Origin of the sequence: Bifidobacterium choloepi (assembly GCF_010667615.1) — a bacterium.
Taxonomy (GTDB): Bacteria; Actinomycetota; Actinomycetes; order Actinomycetales; family Bifidobacteriaceae; genus Bifidobacterium; species Bifidobacterium choloepi.
Genome location: NZ_VYSG01000001.1, coordinates 1,051,646 through 1,066,094, shown reverse-complemented (window position 1 = coordinate 1,066,094; position 14,449 = coordinate 1,051,646). Strand labels below are relative to the sequence as shown.

12 protein-coding genes are annotated in these 14,449 nt (G+C 64.1%); 9 read left to right on the top strand and 3 right to left on the bottom strand.

Annotated features, from left to right (window positions below):
• Positions 1-378 precede the first annotated feature (378 nt).
• The 3 genes from F6S87_RS04360 to F6S87_RS04350 all read right to left on the bottom strand — a co-directional run bounded on the left by F6S87_RS04360 (position 379) and on the right by F6S87_RS04350 (position 4,246).
• Positions 379-1,026, bottom strand: coding sequence for a response regulator (locus tag F6S87_RS04360; RefSeq protein WP_163227373.1), 648 nt, complete (start codon positions 1,024-1,026; stop codon positions 379-381).
• A gap of 1,067 nt (positions 1,027-2,093) precedes the next feature.
• The gene (locus tag F6S87_RS04355; protein ID WP_163227372.1) at positions 2,094-3,539 is read right to left on the bottom strand and encodes a YfhO family protein; all 1,446 of its coding nucleotides are present in this window, start codon (positions 3,537-3,539) and stop codon (positions 2,094-2,096) included.
• Positions 3,536-4,246 (bottom strand): ATP-binding cassette domain-containing protein, encoded by a 711-nt coding sequence (locus F6S87_RS04350; protein ID WP_163227371.1) that lies wholly within the window; start codon positions 4,244-4,246, stop codon positions 3,536-3,538. The genes F6S87_RS04355 and F6S87_RS04350 overlap by 4 nt, the downstream gene beginning before the upstream one ends.
• Positions 4,247-5,038: 792 nt before the next feature.
• On the opposite strand from F6S87_RS04350, the gene F6S87_RS04345 reads away from it, so the two are divergent.
• The 9 genes from F6S87_RS04345 (at position 5,039) to F6S87_RS04305 (ending at position 14,408) form a co-directional block, all read left to right on the top strand.
• Positions 5,039-7,276 (top strand): RNA degradosome polyphosphate kinase, encoded by a 2,238-nt coding sequence (locus F6S87_RS04345; protein WP_163227370.1) that lies wholly within the window; start codon positions 5,039-5,041, stop codon positions 7,274-7,276.
• Between the two features lie 121 nt (positions 7,277-7,397).
• Positions 7,398-8,489: an NUDIX hydrolase gene (locus F6S87_RS04340; protein WP_163227369.1), complete on the top strand. Its 1,092-nt coding sequence runs from the start codon at positions 7,398-7,400 to the stop codon at positions 8,487-8,489.
• A 4-nt stretch (positions 8,490-8,493) separates the two neighbouring features.
• Positions 8,494-9,201 carry a hypothetical protein gene (locus F6S87_RS04335; protein ID WP_163227584.1) on the top strand — a complete coding sequence of 236 codons (708 nt, stop codon included), beginning with the start codon at positions 8,494-8,496 and terminating at the stop codon, positions 9,199-9,201.
• A 109-nt stretch (positions 9,202-9,310) separates the two neighbouring features.
• On the top strand, positions 9,311-10,477 hold the full coding sequence (locus F6S87_RS04330; protein ID WP_163227368.1) for a hypothetical protein: 1,167 nt from the start codon (positions 9,311-9,313) through the stop codon (positions 10,475-10,477).
• A complete protein-coding gene (locus F6S87_RS04325) occupies positions 10,474-11,493 on the top strand; it encodes a CpaF family protein (RefSeq protein WP_163227367.1) in 1,020 nt (339 codons plus the stop codon). The genes F6S87_RS04330 and F6S87_RS04325 overlap by 4 nt, the downstream gene beginning before the upstream one ends.
• A 96-nt stretch (positions 11,494-11,589) precedes the next feature.
• Positions 11,590-12,933, top strand: coding sequence for a type II secretion system F family protein (locus tag F6S87_RS04320; RefSeq protein WP_163227366.1), 1,344 nt, complete (start codon positions 11,590-11,592; stop codon positions 12,931-12,933).
• 299 nt (positions 12,934-13,232) lie between these two features.
• Positions 13,233-13,454 (top strand): DUF4244 domain-containing protein, encoded by a 222-nt coding sequence (locus F6S87_RS04315; RefSeq protein WP_231129381.1) that lies wholly within the window; start codon positions 13,233-13,235, stop codon positions 13,452-13,454.
• Entirely contained in the window at positions 13,455-13,877 is a 423-nt protein-coding gene (locus F6S87_RS04310) for a TadE/TadG family type IV pilus assembly protein (protein ID WP_163227365.1), read from the top strand.
• 171 nt (positions 13,878-14,048) lie between these two features.
• Positions 14,049-14,408, top strand: coding sequence for an Rv3654c family TadE-like protein (locus F6S87_RS04305; RefSeq protein WP_163227364.1), 360 nt, complete (start codon positions 14,049-14,051; stop codon positions 14,406-14,408).
• Positions 14,409-14,449: the final 41 nt, after the last annotated feature.

The window sequence follows — 14,449 nt, the reverse complement described above, 5'->3', positions numbered from 1 at the left end:
CCGGAGCGGGTCTTCACTACAAGTTCAACTCGGCAGAATCTCTGCACAACTCCATCGTTGTAACGGTAAGTCCTTCCAATACCCGCCCAACGTAATAATCTTGCTGACCATATACTTTTTGTGGGTCTGCTCTTGAGTTGTTCTTGTAGTTGATAAATATAGTCGAGAATCCCCGGCTTGCCAACTTTCACGAGGGCGAAACGGGGGTATGTTCGCAAATTGTTTCATTTGCTCGATTCGCCCCTCGAACGCACATGCCATTGAGCTCTTGGAGGGCCAAGCGAACAGGCAAATGTGCAAGTGAACATGTTCGCCGACGATCATTGGCGTGTTGCTCCCATGTGCGCCAATTGTCCCGGGGATCGGGCCGCGTGGCCCCTACACTTCGTAATGCTCGTGATCGAGGGCGTAGCAGTAGAGCTCAACCGACGACCTGCACTTCAATTTGCGTTGCAGGCGCTTCATGCTCTTGCGGACTGTGTCCCGGGAAATGCCGAGCTCCTGGCTCATGGCGTCGAGATCGGCCTTGTAGAACAGGAAGCAATGGAGCAATTCGCAATCGTGCGCGGTAAGGACCGGATCATTGGCTTCCTGCCGGGCGCATATCCTGGCGTGGGCAAGTTCCGGCATCCTGAAGTCGGGCATCACCATTCCCGACGCCATGGCCAGAACACTGCGGATGACGGTGCCCGCGGCCGTCTTCGACGCGAGCCCCTGCGCTCCCGCGCTCACCATGGCGGCGTGAAATCGTTGCAAGGGAAGCGCGGTGATGCCAAGGATCGGCGTGGTGCCATTGCGGCGCCGAATGGCCTGGCAGAAGGCCGGTCCGCTTGTGCGGTCGAAGACCATGGATACCACGATCACCTGGTAGGCGCCGCATCGGGCCAGGTCGTCGAGGATCAGGGGTTCGTTGCCCCTGAATGCCCGTACGGTTGCCTGGAGCTTTCGCTGGAGCAGCGCCGTCAATGCCTGCCGTGCGAAGTCATCCGGTTCCACTATGGCGATGTGTAGCTTCGGTCGGCGCATGGTGTGTACGCCACCTTCTTTCGTTCCCTCCGTTACCCGGCTCTCCGTGCTACGAACATCTTAGATAGCGCCCCCGTGGCGATGTGCGCTGCCGATTCATGATACGGACATGGACGAAGGCGTGGTTACGAACCGCTCACATTGTCGTACTTGAGGCGCATCTCTCGTGGGGATAGAGTGAACGCTGGTCACTTGCTCTCCCCGGGAGTACTGCTTTGGTCTTCTCTGCGTACGACCGGTTAGGAAGCGCGGTGGTGCGACATCTTTCGCAAGCACCGCGCAGCCGTCAGGGCGTCGTCGCATGGAGGGAGAAGATTTAAGCCGTGCTGTGCCATCACAATCCAAAACAAAGAAGAGCCAGACATGGCCCCCAGCCACAGCGCTGTCATTGCTCCCGCACAGGGTCCGGTGACGGCACAGAGAAGGCCGCGACCTACAGGAAGACATTTCTGGCAATGGATGCCAATGCTCAATATATGGGAAGAGACGATTAATTCTGTTGTCGTCTCTCCCCACGCCAAGATTATTGCGTGTGCCAGTTCGTGTGTAACGGTTGCGGTAAACGCTATGGTTGCTAGCTTTATCAGACCTCCGAAGAGTCCTGGACATTCGGGGAGTTGGTTCATGACGATCATGAGGAGATCCACGAACAGTAGTGACGGCATACAACCTGCCATCACGATCCTCTTGAGGAGCAGGAGCCATGAAAACGGCGATGCTGGGTGAAAGACGACGACATGCGTTGCCGTTTTTCTCTCCGTCTTGTGTCTCATAGACTTCTATTGGACGCAAACTGCTTGTGATGACAATGATTCACCAGAAGCCCTACTCCTGTGCACGCCAGTATGCACGTCAGTAAAAGAATATAGGCTACCTGCACATTTCCGAGACCGATGACCATGTCTGCGTAAGTGTCATGTTGGATGGTCTCAAAGTACACTGCGCCCCATAGTGCGGATGTGCGTTGATTCACGTAGCCGGGTGTGGTGAACATGGCATATAGGAGGCCTCCTACCAATAAGGTTGCCCACAGGACCGCTCCGATTCCTGCTCCTATGACAGCAGCTTTAAAAGCTTTCATATTTTTTCACTTTCCAAAAGTTTTGAATTCCAAAAATAGAATATATAACAATAAAAATAATGGACAATAATGAAAATAAAATAACGAAAATAAAATTAATATTGAGAATACATAATGCAAAAATAAATACTATTGCCATAAGGAAAAATGATAAAATTCCCGCAATGGATGTCAGTGGATTGTCTTTAAAGGCGGGGAAAAGTATCCCTATCATCGTGAGGATCAGGGTTGTTCCCACTAGGGCCGCATAAGTACCCAGCCGTGTCAGGCCTGTCAGGGGAGTCCAAACCAAGCTGATCGCAAGCAGTATCCCCCAGAATGTCGTATATACGACGAGCTGTGACCCCAGCATGCAGCAATACATGTATGTTGCGGATCGTCTTACTGCGGCCCATGCAGGTACAATGCCATTTGCGAACTGAGACATACCGGTAAACGCCAATACGCAAGCATATGCCGGCGCAATGTCTGCGTGCCCTCCCATGCAGGAAATGAGCGCGAAAGCTATTGCAACGACTATGGAAAGCATAGTGTCGCGAGATCGCATTATGTATGTCGTGAACATGCACAGGTCGTTGCGTTCCGAGTACGGAATGGGAATATGGATGAAGTTGGCCTGTCGACAATACTGGGAGGGTGTGATGGCGATGTCAAGGGCTGTCATCCCGAGCAGTGCCAGAATCGACAACAGCGCGGTCGGAAGGGCTCCGAGATAATGTGATAGATCTGGCACGATGGTTGCCCAAAAGAGTGAGTAGTCCTGCTGTATATACCTTTCACTTATGTCGGATATCAGCTGGAACTGCAAGGCGGAATAGCTCATGAGTATTCCGGCCGTTACGAGCAGTGCAACAGAGGAGGCAAACTGGGGGATGCCTATCATATGCATACTGCGATTAATTCCATCCCATACCAGACTGAGAGCTATATAGAGTAGCAGGGCGGGCACGAGAAGATGGAGGAAAGCTAATTGAAGGACGCCGGCACTGTGGAGAACGGCTGCCGAGACGAGCACCGCGCATGCGGTTCCTACAGTCAAGATGAGTACGATGCATGCCTCGCATGCCTTAAGGGCCAGATTCCTCATCATGCTTGAAACGGGAAGATAGCTGATGCATCTGGTGGCGGAATCTGTCTTCGAGAAGAGAAGCTTGACGATGAGAAAGAATGCAATGACTATCCCCGACAGGGAGATGGACTCGATGTTGAATATGAAATCCCACATTCCCTGTTGCTCGCCTATGGAGCGAAAGAACGCCACGGCGATAAAGCTGCTGAACGCCATCCACAAGAGGGCCAAGGCTATTAGTGCCAATCTCACCGATCGCTTTCGCAGGACGCCATACTGCAGCATCGTCCGCTTGAAAAGTTTCGCTAGAAACAAGAATGTCTCCGTGAACTGACAAATGCGCCTCTCGAAGTTGATCGTCACGAGGCTTCTTCTAGTAGGGTAGTTCGATACCATTCGGCGATGCCTCCGTATTCGTCCATGAGATCCGTTAATGTCACCTGCTGTCCCATGTACCCATTGCGGAGCAGGGCCAAGCTGTCGGCGGTCTTTTCTAGTAACGCGAAATCGTGGCTACAGAGCAAGATGGATAAACCGTTCTCTCGCATCCTGTGAAATTCATTGATGCATGTGTACCATGCGTCAATATCGATGCCGTTCAGTGTTTCATCGATGATGGTCAGCGGACGCTTCAGTAGAAAAGCGCAGCCCAGTTGCATCTTTTTCTTCATGCCGTGGGAATACGATTCGATGAGCCGATGCTCTGCTCCGCCCATTCCGAAGTGCTCGAACATCATGGCTAGTTTTTGGTATTCAAGAGAAACACCATATAGTCGCGCCAACGTTGAGGCATATTCCCAGCCGGTAAGGAAAATGGGCATGTCGTCGTTGCTTCCGATATGCATGACCGCAGCCTTTGCGTCAGGTGAAGAGGAGGAAAATCCTTGAATGTCTATGGTTCCTGTCTGCAATGCGTACAGATCGCATATCAGCCTGATAAGCGTAGTCTTCCCGGAGCCATTTGGTCCAATGAGGCCAACTATTTCTCCAGAGGCAACGTCAAAGTCTATCGAATGTAAGACGGCATTGTGCCGTCCGTACCTAAACGAAACTCCGTGAACCTGTAACATGGTTATCCTCTCGCCAAATAGGGCGTTCCTCCGTATCGGCGAGGAACGCCCCGGAAATCCAATCAAGCCGTGCACCTGATGGATGTTGAGATGCCGAACGTCACCCACCTCCATTCACCGGTGAATGCACCATGCTGATTGACCACGCACCAAACAGCCATGCCGGCGATCATGACGGCGCCTAGGGCAATGAGGACGGCGATGAAAACTAGAAACCATCCGGCGTATTGGAGTTCCTCGTCTTCTTCCCTCCTACCGCAGGCGAGAACGAGTGCCTGTGAGAGCAAAGCCCAAATAGACATGCAAGCATTGTCGTATGCCTGATGACACTGTTGGATCATTTTCTGGAACATATTTTTCCCCCTGGTAATTTGATATGCGTATTTCCCGCTAGGGGAGGGGAGGTGTAATTCAGCGTACGAGTCGCCGAGGCAAATGGGAAAGCTGTCTGCCGGATCCGGCATGCGTGCCCGGCGAGGCCATGCGGAACATGGCCGACGGCCCCGATAATTGCGGGAACGAGGTGGCTCCCGGCCCGGTTCGTGCTTCACGAAATCTTCACGTCGAACCGGTGGCATCGCGGTCGGTGGGCGATCCTGGAGGCCGTCTCGATTCGGCATGGCGGGCAGGAAGACACGGGCGGTCCGGCGGCCCCCCCATGGCGTCGCGGAACGCGACGTCGACGGCGCACGGATCGGCACGGACGAATCGTGCGTAAATTATTCGAAAAATCAATGGACTTTTCGATGACTTGCAGCAATGAAACAGTGAAAACCCCGTACAGTAGTGACTATGAGTCAGATTTTTGATGCACCCTCGAAGGCGTTTCTGCGCAGCCAGATCGCCGAACACATCGCGGAGACCGACAAGCCGGACAAAAGCGACGTCCAGGCCGACGCGGCGCCGCTGCCGCCGGACCGGTTCTTCGATCGCGAACTGAGCTGGCTGAAGTTCAACAAGCGAGTGCTGGAGCTCGCCCAGGACGAGGACCTGCCGATCATCGAGCGCGCAAGCTTCGCCGCGATCTTCGCGAGCAACCTCGACGAGTTCTTCATGGTCCGCGTCGCCGGCCTCAAGCGCCGAATCGACACCGGCATCGCCGTGACTGCCGCCTCCGGCCTGAGTCCGCGCCAGCAGCTGCGCGCGATCGGTGAGCACGCCCACCAGCTGCAGGACGAGCACGCCCACTACGTCGTGGACCACATCCTGCCCGACCTGGCCAGGGAAAACATCGTGCTGCTCGACTGGGACAAGCTCACCGTCTCCGAGCAGGAACGCCTGTCGCGCTACTACCGCCAGCAGGTCTTCCCGGTCCTGACCCCGCTGGCCGTCGATCCGGCCCACCCGTTCCCGTACATCTCCGGCAACTCGATCAACCTCGCCGTCCTCGTCGAGAACCCGACGAGCGGCAAGTCGCACTTCGCCCGCGTCAAGATCCCGGACAACCTCAACCGCCTCGTGCCGGTCGACGACATGACGGCCGACGAGGCCCACGACGTGCGCTACGGCTTCATCACGATGGAGAACCTCATCATCGCCCACCTCGAATCGCTGTTCCCGGGCATGATCATCAAGGAGGCGCGCTCGTTCCGCGTCACGCGCAACGAGGACATCGACGTCGAGGAGGACGACGCCGAGAACCTGCTCAACGCGATCGAGAAGGAACTGCTGCGCCGCCGCTTCGGACCGCCGATCCGCCTCGAGATCTCCGACGCGACGTCGCCGTTCCTCTCGCAGCTGCTCGCCGACCAGCTCGGCGTGACGGCCGACGAGGTGTACCGCCTGCCGACGCCGCTCGACGCCACCGTGCTCTACGAACTCGGCGCGATCGACCGGCCGGACCTCAAGTTCCCGCCGTTCGTGCCGACGACGAACCGCCAGATCGCCGAGGTCGAGTCGAGCCGCGCGCAGGACATCTTCGCCGCCATCCGCGAGCACGACATCCTGCTGCACCACCCGTACGATTCGTTCTCGACGTCGGTCCAGGCGTTCCTCGCGCAGGCCGCCGCCGACCCGAAGGTCCTCGCCATCAAGCAGACGCTGTACCGCACGTCGTCGGACTCGCCGATCATCGACGCGCTGATCGACGCCGCCCACGCCGGCAAGCAGGTGCTGGCGCTGGTGGAGCTCAAGGCCCGCTTCGACGAGGACGCCAACATCGCGTGGGCCCGCAAGCTCGAACGCGCCGGCGTGCACGTCGTCTACGGCATTGTCGGCCTGAAGACCCACTGCAAGCTCTCGCTCGTCGTGCGCCAGGAAGCCGACGGCCTCAAGCGCTACTGCCACGTGGGCACCGGCAACTACAACCCGAAGACGGCGCGCATCTACACCGACCTCGGCCTGCTCACCTGCGACCCGGTCGTCGGCCAGGACATGACGCGCCTGTTCAACCAGCTGTCCGGCTACGCGCCGAAGTCGAGCTTTCACCGCCTGCTCGTCGCGCCGCGCACCGTGCGCACCGGCCTGATCCAGCGCATCCAGCGCGAGGAAGCCGCAGCCCGCGCCGGCAAGGAAGCGTGGATCAAGATCAAGGTCAACTCGATCGTCGACGAGAAGACGATCGACGCGCTGTACCGCGCCAGCCAGGCCGGCGTCAAGATCGACATTGTCGAGCGCGGCATCTGCGCCCTCAAGCCCGGCGTCCCCGGCCTGAGCGAGAACATCCGCGTGCGCTCGATCCTCGGCCGCTTCCTCGAGCACAGCCGCATCTACGCGTTCGCGAACTCGAACGGTCCGCAGATCGGCGAGGGCCCGATCGCCGGACCGGAAGTGTGGATCGGCTCGGCCGACCTGATGCACCGCAACCTCGACCGCCGCGTCGAGGCGCTCGTGCGCATCACCGCCCCGGAGCAGGTCGAGGAGCTCATCAACTACGTCGACCTGCAGATGGCGGACACGACGGCATCCTGGCACATGCAGCCGGACGGCACCTACGAGCGTCATTCGAAGGACGCCGAAGGCAAGCCGCTCGTCGACTGCCAGGAGTTCCTGATCAAGAAGCACATGCGCAGGCCGCGCTCGAACAGCTGAGCGCCGTGCGGCTTGTCGCCGGGAAGGCACGTTGGCGGAGGGATCGTTCCGGATTGGCGGAACGATCCCTCCGCCTTTCCGAGCGCGAACACGACGCCGACGCCCCCTTAAGATGGGTGGCATGAGCAAGACACGAACAGTGGAAGCGGCCGGAGGCATTCTCTATCGCTGGCGCAAGGACGGCCCGGGCACGAACGGCGCGACGGGCAGCCGGCCGGCGGGATGGACGGCCGACGTCGACCCGCTGAACGGGCTGGAAGTGTGCCTCGTGCACCGGCCGAAATACGACGATTGGAGCTGGCCGAAGGGCAAGCTCGAACCGAACGAGACGTTCCGTCACGCCGCCGTGCGCGAGATCGGCGAGGAGACCGGCTGCCACGTGGCGCTCGGTCCCTACCTTGGCGACGTCGCCTATCCGATGTCCTCGGAAGGCAAGAAGACGCGCGGATCGTCCGCGAAGTCCGGACAGGTCAAGCACGTCGAGTACTGGATGGCGACCGTCATCGACTCCGCCGACGCGCGGCACCTGCGCGACGCGTTCGGACCGGTCCATCCGGCCGACCTCGGCGAGATCAACGACGTCGAATGGCTGCCGGTGACGGCGGCCCGCAGGAAACTGACCCACTCGACCGACCGCGACATCCTCGCGCTGTTCGTCGACCGGATCGAGGAAGGCGCGGCGGCCGCGCACACCGTGCTCATCGTGCGGCACGGCAAGGCCGAATCGCGCAAGCTCTGGGACGGCACCGAGGAGAACCGGCCGATCACGCCGAAGGGAGCGGCCGATGCGTACGCGCTCAACCGCGAACTGGCCTGCTACAACCCGACGAGGCTCGTGACGTCGCCGTGGATGCGCTGCCAGCAGACGATCCAGATGCTCTCGTGGCAGACGAAGCGGCCGATGGAATACGTCGAGGCGCTGACCGAGGACTCGTTCGCCGCCGACCCGGCCGAAACGTGGGCGGCCTTCTTCGCGCAGATCCAGCAGACCGTCGGCTCGTCGTCGACGACGGCAATCTGCATGCACCGGCCCGTCATCGGCGGCATGTTCGACCGCCTGCGGCCGATGTGCGCCACGCGGACGCTCGGCAAGCAGCTCGCCGCGAAGTCGCCGTACATGCCGACCGGCAGCGCGCTCGCGCTATTCTGGATAAGCACGCCGCACGGTCCGCGGATCATCGACATACAGAAAGTCCTGCCTCTTGTCTACTAACTCGATGCATTTTGGCTCCGGCTCGATCGTCTCGTCCGGATCCGGATTCACGCATACCGGCTCGCCGCGCCCGTCGCGGCCGGGCCAGCTCGACCAGGCGATCGCCGACAACATCGTCGGCGGCCTCGACCCCGAATACGTTACCGAAATGAGCCACGCGACGGCCGCCGCGCTGCTCGACCACGTCCACTCGACGGCCGATCCGGCCGTCGTCGAGCGCGTGCTGACGATCGTCGACCGCGAAGGCGTCGACGTCATCGCCGAACTGTGGAGCCACGCCGAACCGGACTCGCTGCCCGGCGTGCTGTGGCGCCTGTACTGCCTGCGGTCGTGGGTGCGCCTGCACCGCGAGGCCGTCACGAGGCTGTGGCGGCTCGGCGAGCCGATGGTCACGAGCGCCTCGGCCGTCGCCGGCGTCGATTCGGCGCCGACCGAGGACGACCTCGTGCGCACCGCCGACTCGATCCTGCGTGGCGCGTTCCGCGGCGACTTCGCGATGGCGCTCGACCGTGCCGCCGCGTTCGTCGAGGTCATCGTGCTCGGACTGCGCATCCAGGCCAGGCGGCTGACGTCCCGGGCGGCCATCGCCGAACACGACGGCGACCTGCGCACGAAGGCCGCGCGGCTGCTGCACACGGCCGGCAACCTGACGCAGACGGCGAAGGACCTGCGCGGCGGCGCTCACCTGTGGAGGATTGGCAAGCTCGAATAGGCCACCCTGTGGAATCCGGGGCAGCCGTCCACAACGGCGTGGAAAGTTGCCCGGCGCGTAGCACCGCCGGTTGAATCGAACCATGACCACGATGCCAACACTGCCAACAATGTCAACGACGCCCGCGACGCCGATGGCGCCGACGATGCCGATGACGCCGACCACGCCGGCCACGCCGACGCGAGCCCGGAAATCGCCGTCCCCGGCCATGCCGTCCCCGAACATGCCGTTCCCGGATACGCCGTCACCGAATACGCCGTTTCCGGACATGTCGTTTCCGGACACCATGCCGGCCATGCCGGCCGCGCCGGCCGCGCCGGACGACGGGACATCCGGCAACGTCGTCGTGCTGACGTCGGCAACCGGCGGCGCCGGCACGTCGACGTTCGCGGCAATGCTCGCGACAGCGCTCGCCGACCGGCCTGGCGACGAAACGGTGCCACGCGTGGCGCTCGTCGATGCCGACATCGGCACCGCCAGCGGCGGCCTCGACGTGCTGCTCGGCGCCGAACGCGAAAACGGCCTGCGCTGGCACGACGTCCACGCGCCGCTCGGCACGCTCGACGGCGCCGCGCTCTGGCACGACCTGCCGGTCTGGCACGACGGCGTGCGACTGCTGGCGTTCGGGCCCTGGCAGTCCGGCGAGCCGCCGGCCTGGTGGGACATCCACGCGGCCGTTACGGCGCTCGCCGGATGGTGCGCCATCGTCGTCGTCGACGCCGGCCGCGGCGCGCTGCTGCGCGAAGTGCCGGCGCTCGCCGCCGCCGTCCAAGTGCCCGTCGTCCAGCTGTCGGTCCTCGGCGCCGCCCGCGGCCGCATGCAGCTCGAATGGCTCGCTGCCGGCATTCCCGACGCCGTCGTCCACCGCGCCGTGCTGGCGGAGGCGGAGCATGACGGGAAAGCGAGACACGCGGGGAACGCGGCGAGCGGAGGCGGCGGCCGCGACGGACATGACGATCGTGACGGCCGTGCCGGCCGTGCTGGCCGTGACGACCGCAACGGAATCGGTGACCGTGACGGGACGGCGAGGCGCATGCTCATCATCGGCGCGGAACCGTTCGGGTCGTCGCGCGGACGCGGCGCGCTGTCGCCGGACGCCTTGGGCGACTACCTCGGCCACACCGTCCACGGCCCGCTGCTGGCCGACCCGCAGCTCGCGCTCGACATGCTCGAGGGCCGCGGACTCGCCGGCATGTCGCGCCGGCAGCGCCGCGTGCTCGACGGCATTGCCGGCCTCGTCCTGGACCTGTGCGGCATCGAGGGCGGCCGGCGATGAGCGCGCTCGAGCTCGGCCCGCTGTCGCAGCTGGCCGCCGACGGCGTCGTCACCGACATCGTCGTCACGTGCGAGGGGACCATATGGATCGACCGCGGGCGTGGCATGGAGGAGGTGCGGACGCCGATTCCGCTGACGTCGGCCGCCGTGCTGCGCCGGTTCGCCGTGCAACTGTGCGCCCAGCTCGGCTGCCGGCTCGACGACGCCAGCCCGATCGCCGACGCCTGCGCGCCGGACGGCACGAGAGTGCATGCCGTCATCGCGCCGATCGTGCCCGCCGGCGCCGCCATCTCGATCCGGCTGCCCGACCGCGTGGCCGCCGACCTCGCGTCGCTCGGCATGGCCGGCCTGTGTCCGCCCGCGTGGATGGAACTGCTGCGCGCGCTCGTCGACGGCCACGCGAACATCCTCGTCGCCGGCGGCACAGGCAGCGGCAAGACGACGCTGCTCAAGGCCCTGATGCTGGAATGCGCCGCCAACGAGCGAATCGTCACCGTCGAGGAAGTCCGCGAACTCGGCGCCGTCGGCCATCCCCACACCGTCTCGCTGATGGCGCGGCAGCCGAATGTCGAGGGCGCCGGCGCCGTCGGACTGTCCCAGCTCGTCAAGGCGACGCTGCGCATGCGGCCCGACCGCATCGTCGTAGGCGAATGCCGCGGCGAGGAAATCGCCGACCTGCTGCGGGCGCTCAACTCCGGCCACAGCGGCGGCATGACGACGCTGCACGCCGACGGCGTCGGCCGGGTGCCGGCCAGGCTGGCGGCGCTCGGCCTGCTCGCCGGCCTCGAGCCCAATGCGCTCGAATTGCTGGCGGCCGGCGCCTTCGACGTCGTCTGCTTCATGAGAAGGTCCGGCGCCCACCGGTTCATCGGCGAACTCGGCGTCCTCGATCTCGACGGCGACGAAGAACGGCTGACCGGCCACGTCGTCGCGTCGTGGGACGGTCACGGCGCCTTCTCGATCACCGACCGCTGGCAGCCGTTCGCCGCCCGCTGGGGCGGCACGATGGCCGCGTGACGGCCCGGCCGCGGCGAATCGTTCCCATCCGGATGCGACGAATCGTTCCGGTCCGGTCACGGCGATCCGGTCATTGCCCCGTCACGAGGAGACACCATGGAAACAATCGCGATGGCGCTCGCCGTCTTCGGCATCGTGGCGCTGGCACTGACGACGGGCTCCGGTTCCGTCGCCGAACGCAGGCTCGGCGACCTCGGGCGGCCGGAGCAGGGCGGGGCGGACGATGGCGAGTCGGGCGGGAGTGGCGGCGGCATCGTCGTTAGCGGGGTCGCCGGCGGGGTCGCCGGCGGGGCTGCTGGCGGGGCTGCTGGAGGGGTTGCCGGCACGGGTGGCGGTCGTTGGACGCGATGGCCCGGACAGAACAGGCAGCGCCGGCCGGACGGGATCGGTGTCGACGCCGTGCTGATGGCGCTCGTCGCCCACCTCAAGGCCGGCTCGTCGGTCGGCGACGCATTGCGGCGCGCGATGCCCGCGGATGCCGCGGTGCCGGCGTCCGGCTTCGTGACGCTGACAGGCGACCTCGACGCCGACGGCCTCGGAGAGACGCTCGAATCGTGCCGCCGCCGCGACGAGAAACCCGCCCTCGCCCGGCAGGCGGCGAGCGGGCTGGCGGCAGCGTGCCGGCTGTCGGCGGCGACGGGTTGCCGTGCCGCCGATGCCGTCGCGGCCGTCGCGCGCAGCTGCCGGCGCGGCAAGCTGCGCGACGACCTGCAAGCCAGCGCCTTCGCCGTGCCGAAGGCGACCGTCCAGATGCTGACAGTGCTGCCCCCGGCCACGCTGCTGCTCGCCGGCCTGCTCGGCGCCCGGCCGCTCGCCTTCCTGTTCGGCTCACCGTCCGGCTTGCTGTGCCTGTTCGCCGGCGCCGGCTGCTATGCGCTCGGCCTGGCGTGGATCCGCCTGCTCATGGACGATTCGTCCGGCTCCCCGTCCGGCGCGCTCCATCTGGGCCCGGCACTCGTCCTCGAGCTCGTGGCCGTGACCATGCGGCAGGGCGCGTCCATCCCCGCCGCGCTGCAGTCGGTCGGCGACGTATGCGGCGGCCCGGTCGGCGCGGCCATGCGGCACGCCGCGCATGCGCTGCTCGCCGGCGCTACCTGGCACGAAGCGTGGCGGCCGTGCCGTCGCGACGGGATCGGCGAGCTCGACAAGTCCGACGACGGAGAAGAACCGGGGGCCGACGGCGAGGCGACGCTGGCGGCCGAGACGACGACGATGCTGTTGCGGGATGCGCTGCGCTCGCCGTGGGAAGACGGCTGCGGCGCCGACATCCAGCTCGACGCGGCAGCCGAACGACTCGACGCGGCCGAACGCATGGCGATCGAGCAACGCGCCTCGCGCCTGTCGGTCAGGTTGCTGATGCCGATGGGGCTGTGCTTCCTGCCGGCGTTCCTGCTGCTGGCGATCGTGCCGGCAATCGTCTCGTTCGCCATGCAGGCGTAGGCGCCGCGGCGGCCCGTGAAACAACGGTGGCCTGCGAAAGGCGATGGCCTGCGAAAAGCGATGGCTGTGGAAAACCGGTCATCCGCCCACAGCCCCCGGAAAAGTTGGCTCCGGCTTGCCGCCGGGAGCACAGTGGAGGGTATCCGGTCACCGCCGGAACAGATGTTCGGCCGACATCTCCCATAACCGAAGATCGATCCCGTCCATGACGACAAGAAAGGAATCAACGACACATGACACGCATGGTCCTCAACAACGATGTTGGGCGGCCACTCTTGGAACCGAAGGTCGGTGACCGGATGGAACGCCTGACGCAGACGGTACGCCGGGGCCTCGTGGCCCTGGAGCTCCGGATGCGTTCGATTTCGGCGGAACCGGAAGAAGGTGCCGCGACCGCGGAGTACGCCGTCGTACTCGTGGCCGCCACCGGATTTGCAGCCGTGCTGATGGCGATATTGAAATCGGATACGGTGAAGACCACCCTGACCAACATCATCCAGAACGCGCTGAGCGTGAGCTAGATGATCGCGACACACGGGAACCCGGACCGCGGTCGCCGCCGGACAGGCGACGACCCGGACGGTCGCCAACGTTTCCGCGACGCCCCGCGCCGCGAAGACGACGGCGCCGCCACCGCGGAATTCGCGGTGGTCATGCCGATGGTGATCGTCCTGGCCTCGTTGCTGCTCTACATGGCCCGTGCATCCGTCGTCTCGATGGAATGCCAGGAAGCGGCGGCGAACGTGGCCCGGGTTCTTGTCCTCCAGGGCGACAATGCCGACGTCGAGGGCATTGCGCAGTCCTCGACGTCGACGGACGTGCAGCTGGCCATCGCCACGGCGCAGGACACCGTGACGGTCACGACGACATGTGCCGTCGTGCCGGATCCGCTGCACGTCCTGCCCACCACCGTCACCGTCACCGCCGTCAACGTACGGCAGTGACGGCGGTCGGTGCTGCCCGCGGGCCGGCACCGTGAACCGGCACCGCGAACCGGCACCGCGAACCGGCATCACGAACCGGCATCACGAACCGGCATCGCGAAGCGGACGACGCACACGAACGGCACGGCAACCGCGACATGACACGAGAGACACGGGAGAAAGGAACGGCGCATGGGCGACCGACACGATGACGAAGGCACCATCACGGTGGTGGGCGTGGCACTCGTCGCCGCCGTGGGCCTGTTGCTGACGGTGCTGGCCGCCGGCGCCGACATCCTGCTGTGCCAGCACCGGGCGAGAACGGCGGCCGACCTGGCGGCCATCGCCGGGGCGACCGCCGTCCTCGGGGGAGCGTCGTCCAGCGCCGGCTGCCTGGCGGCGCAGCGGACAACGCAGGCCAACGGCGCCGAACAGACGGAGTGCGTCGTCGAGGACGGCGACGTCCAGGTCGGCGTGCAGGTGGCCACCGGCATCCCGCTGCTGGCGAATGCCAACGCGATGTCGCGGGCCGGACCCGTGCCATGCCAGTGAGGTCCCGGGCGCCGGGACATCGCTGGCCGGGGAAGTACCCG

Bases quoted from the DNA above. Each gene is read 5' to 3' on its own strand.
- F6S87_RS04340 (WP_163227369.1), top strand. From the start codon at position 7,398: ATGAGCAAGACACGAACAGTGGAAGCGGCCGGAGGCATTCTCTATCGC.
- F6S87_RS04305 (WP_163227364.1), top strand. From the start codon at position 14,049: ATGGGCGACCGACACGATGACGAAGGCACCATCACGGTGGTGGGCGTG.
- F6S87_RS04345 (WP_163227370.1), top strand. From the start codon at position 5,039: ATGAGTCAGATTTTTGATGCACCCTCGAAGGCGTTTCTGCGCAGCCAG.
- F6S87_RS04330 (WP_163227368.1), top strand. From the start codon at position 9,311: ATGTCAACGACGCCCGCGACGCCGATGGCGCCGACGATGCCGATGACG.
- F6S87_RS04310 (WP_163227365.1), top strand. From the start codon at position 13,455: ATGATCGCGACACACGGGAACCCGGACCGCGGTCGCCGCCGGACAGGC.
- F6S87_RS04325 (WP_163227367.1), top strand. From the start codon at position 10,474: ATGAGCGCGCTCGAGCTCGGCCCGCTGTCGCAGCTGGCCGCCGACGGC.
- F6S87_RS04320 (WP_163227366.1), top strand. From the start codon at position 11,590: ATGGAAACAATCGCGATGGCGCTCGCCGTCTTCGGCATCGTGGCGCTG.
- F6S87_RS04360 (WP_163227373.1), bottom strand. From the start codon at position 1,026: ATGCGCCGACCGAAGCTACACATCGCCATAGTGGAACCGGATGACTTC.
- F6S87_RS04315 (WP_231129381.1), top strand. From the start codon at position 13,233: ATGGAACGCCTGACGCAGACGGTACGCCGGGGCCTCGTGGCCCTGGAG.
- F6S87_RS04350 (WP_163227371.1), bottom strand. From the start codon at position 4,246: ATGTTACAGGTTCACGGAGTTTCGTTTAGGTACGGACGGCACAATGCC.
- F6S87_RS04335 (WP_163227584.1), top strand. From the start codon at position 8,494: ATGCATTTTGGCTCCGGCTCGATCGTCTCGTCCGGATCCGGATTCACG.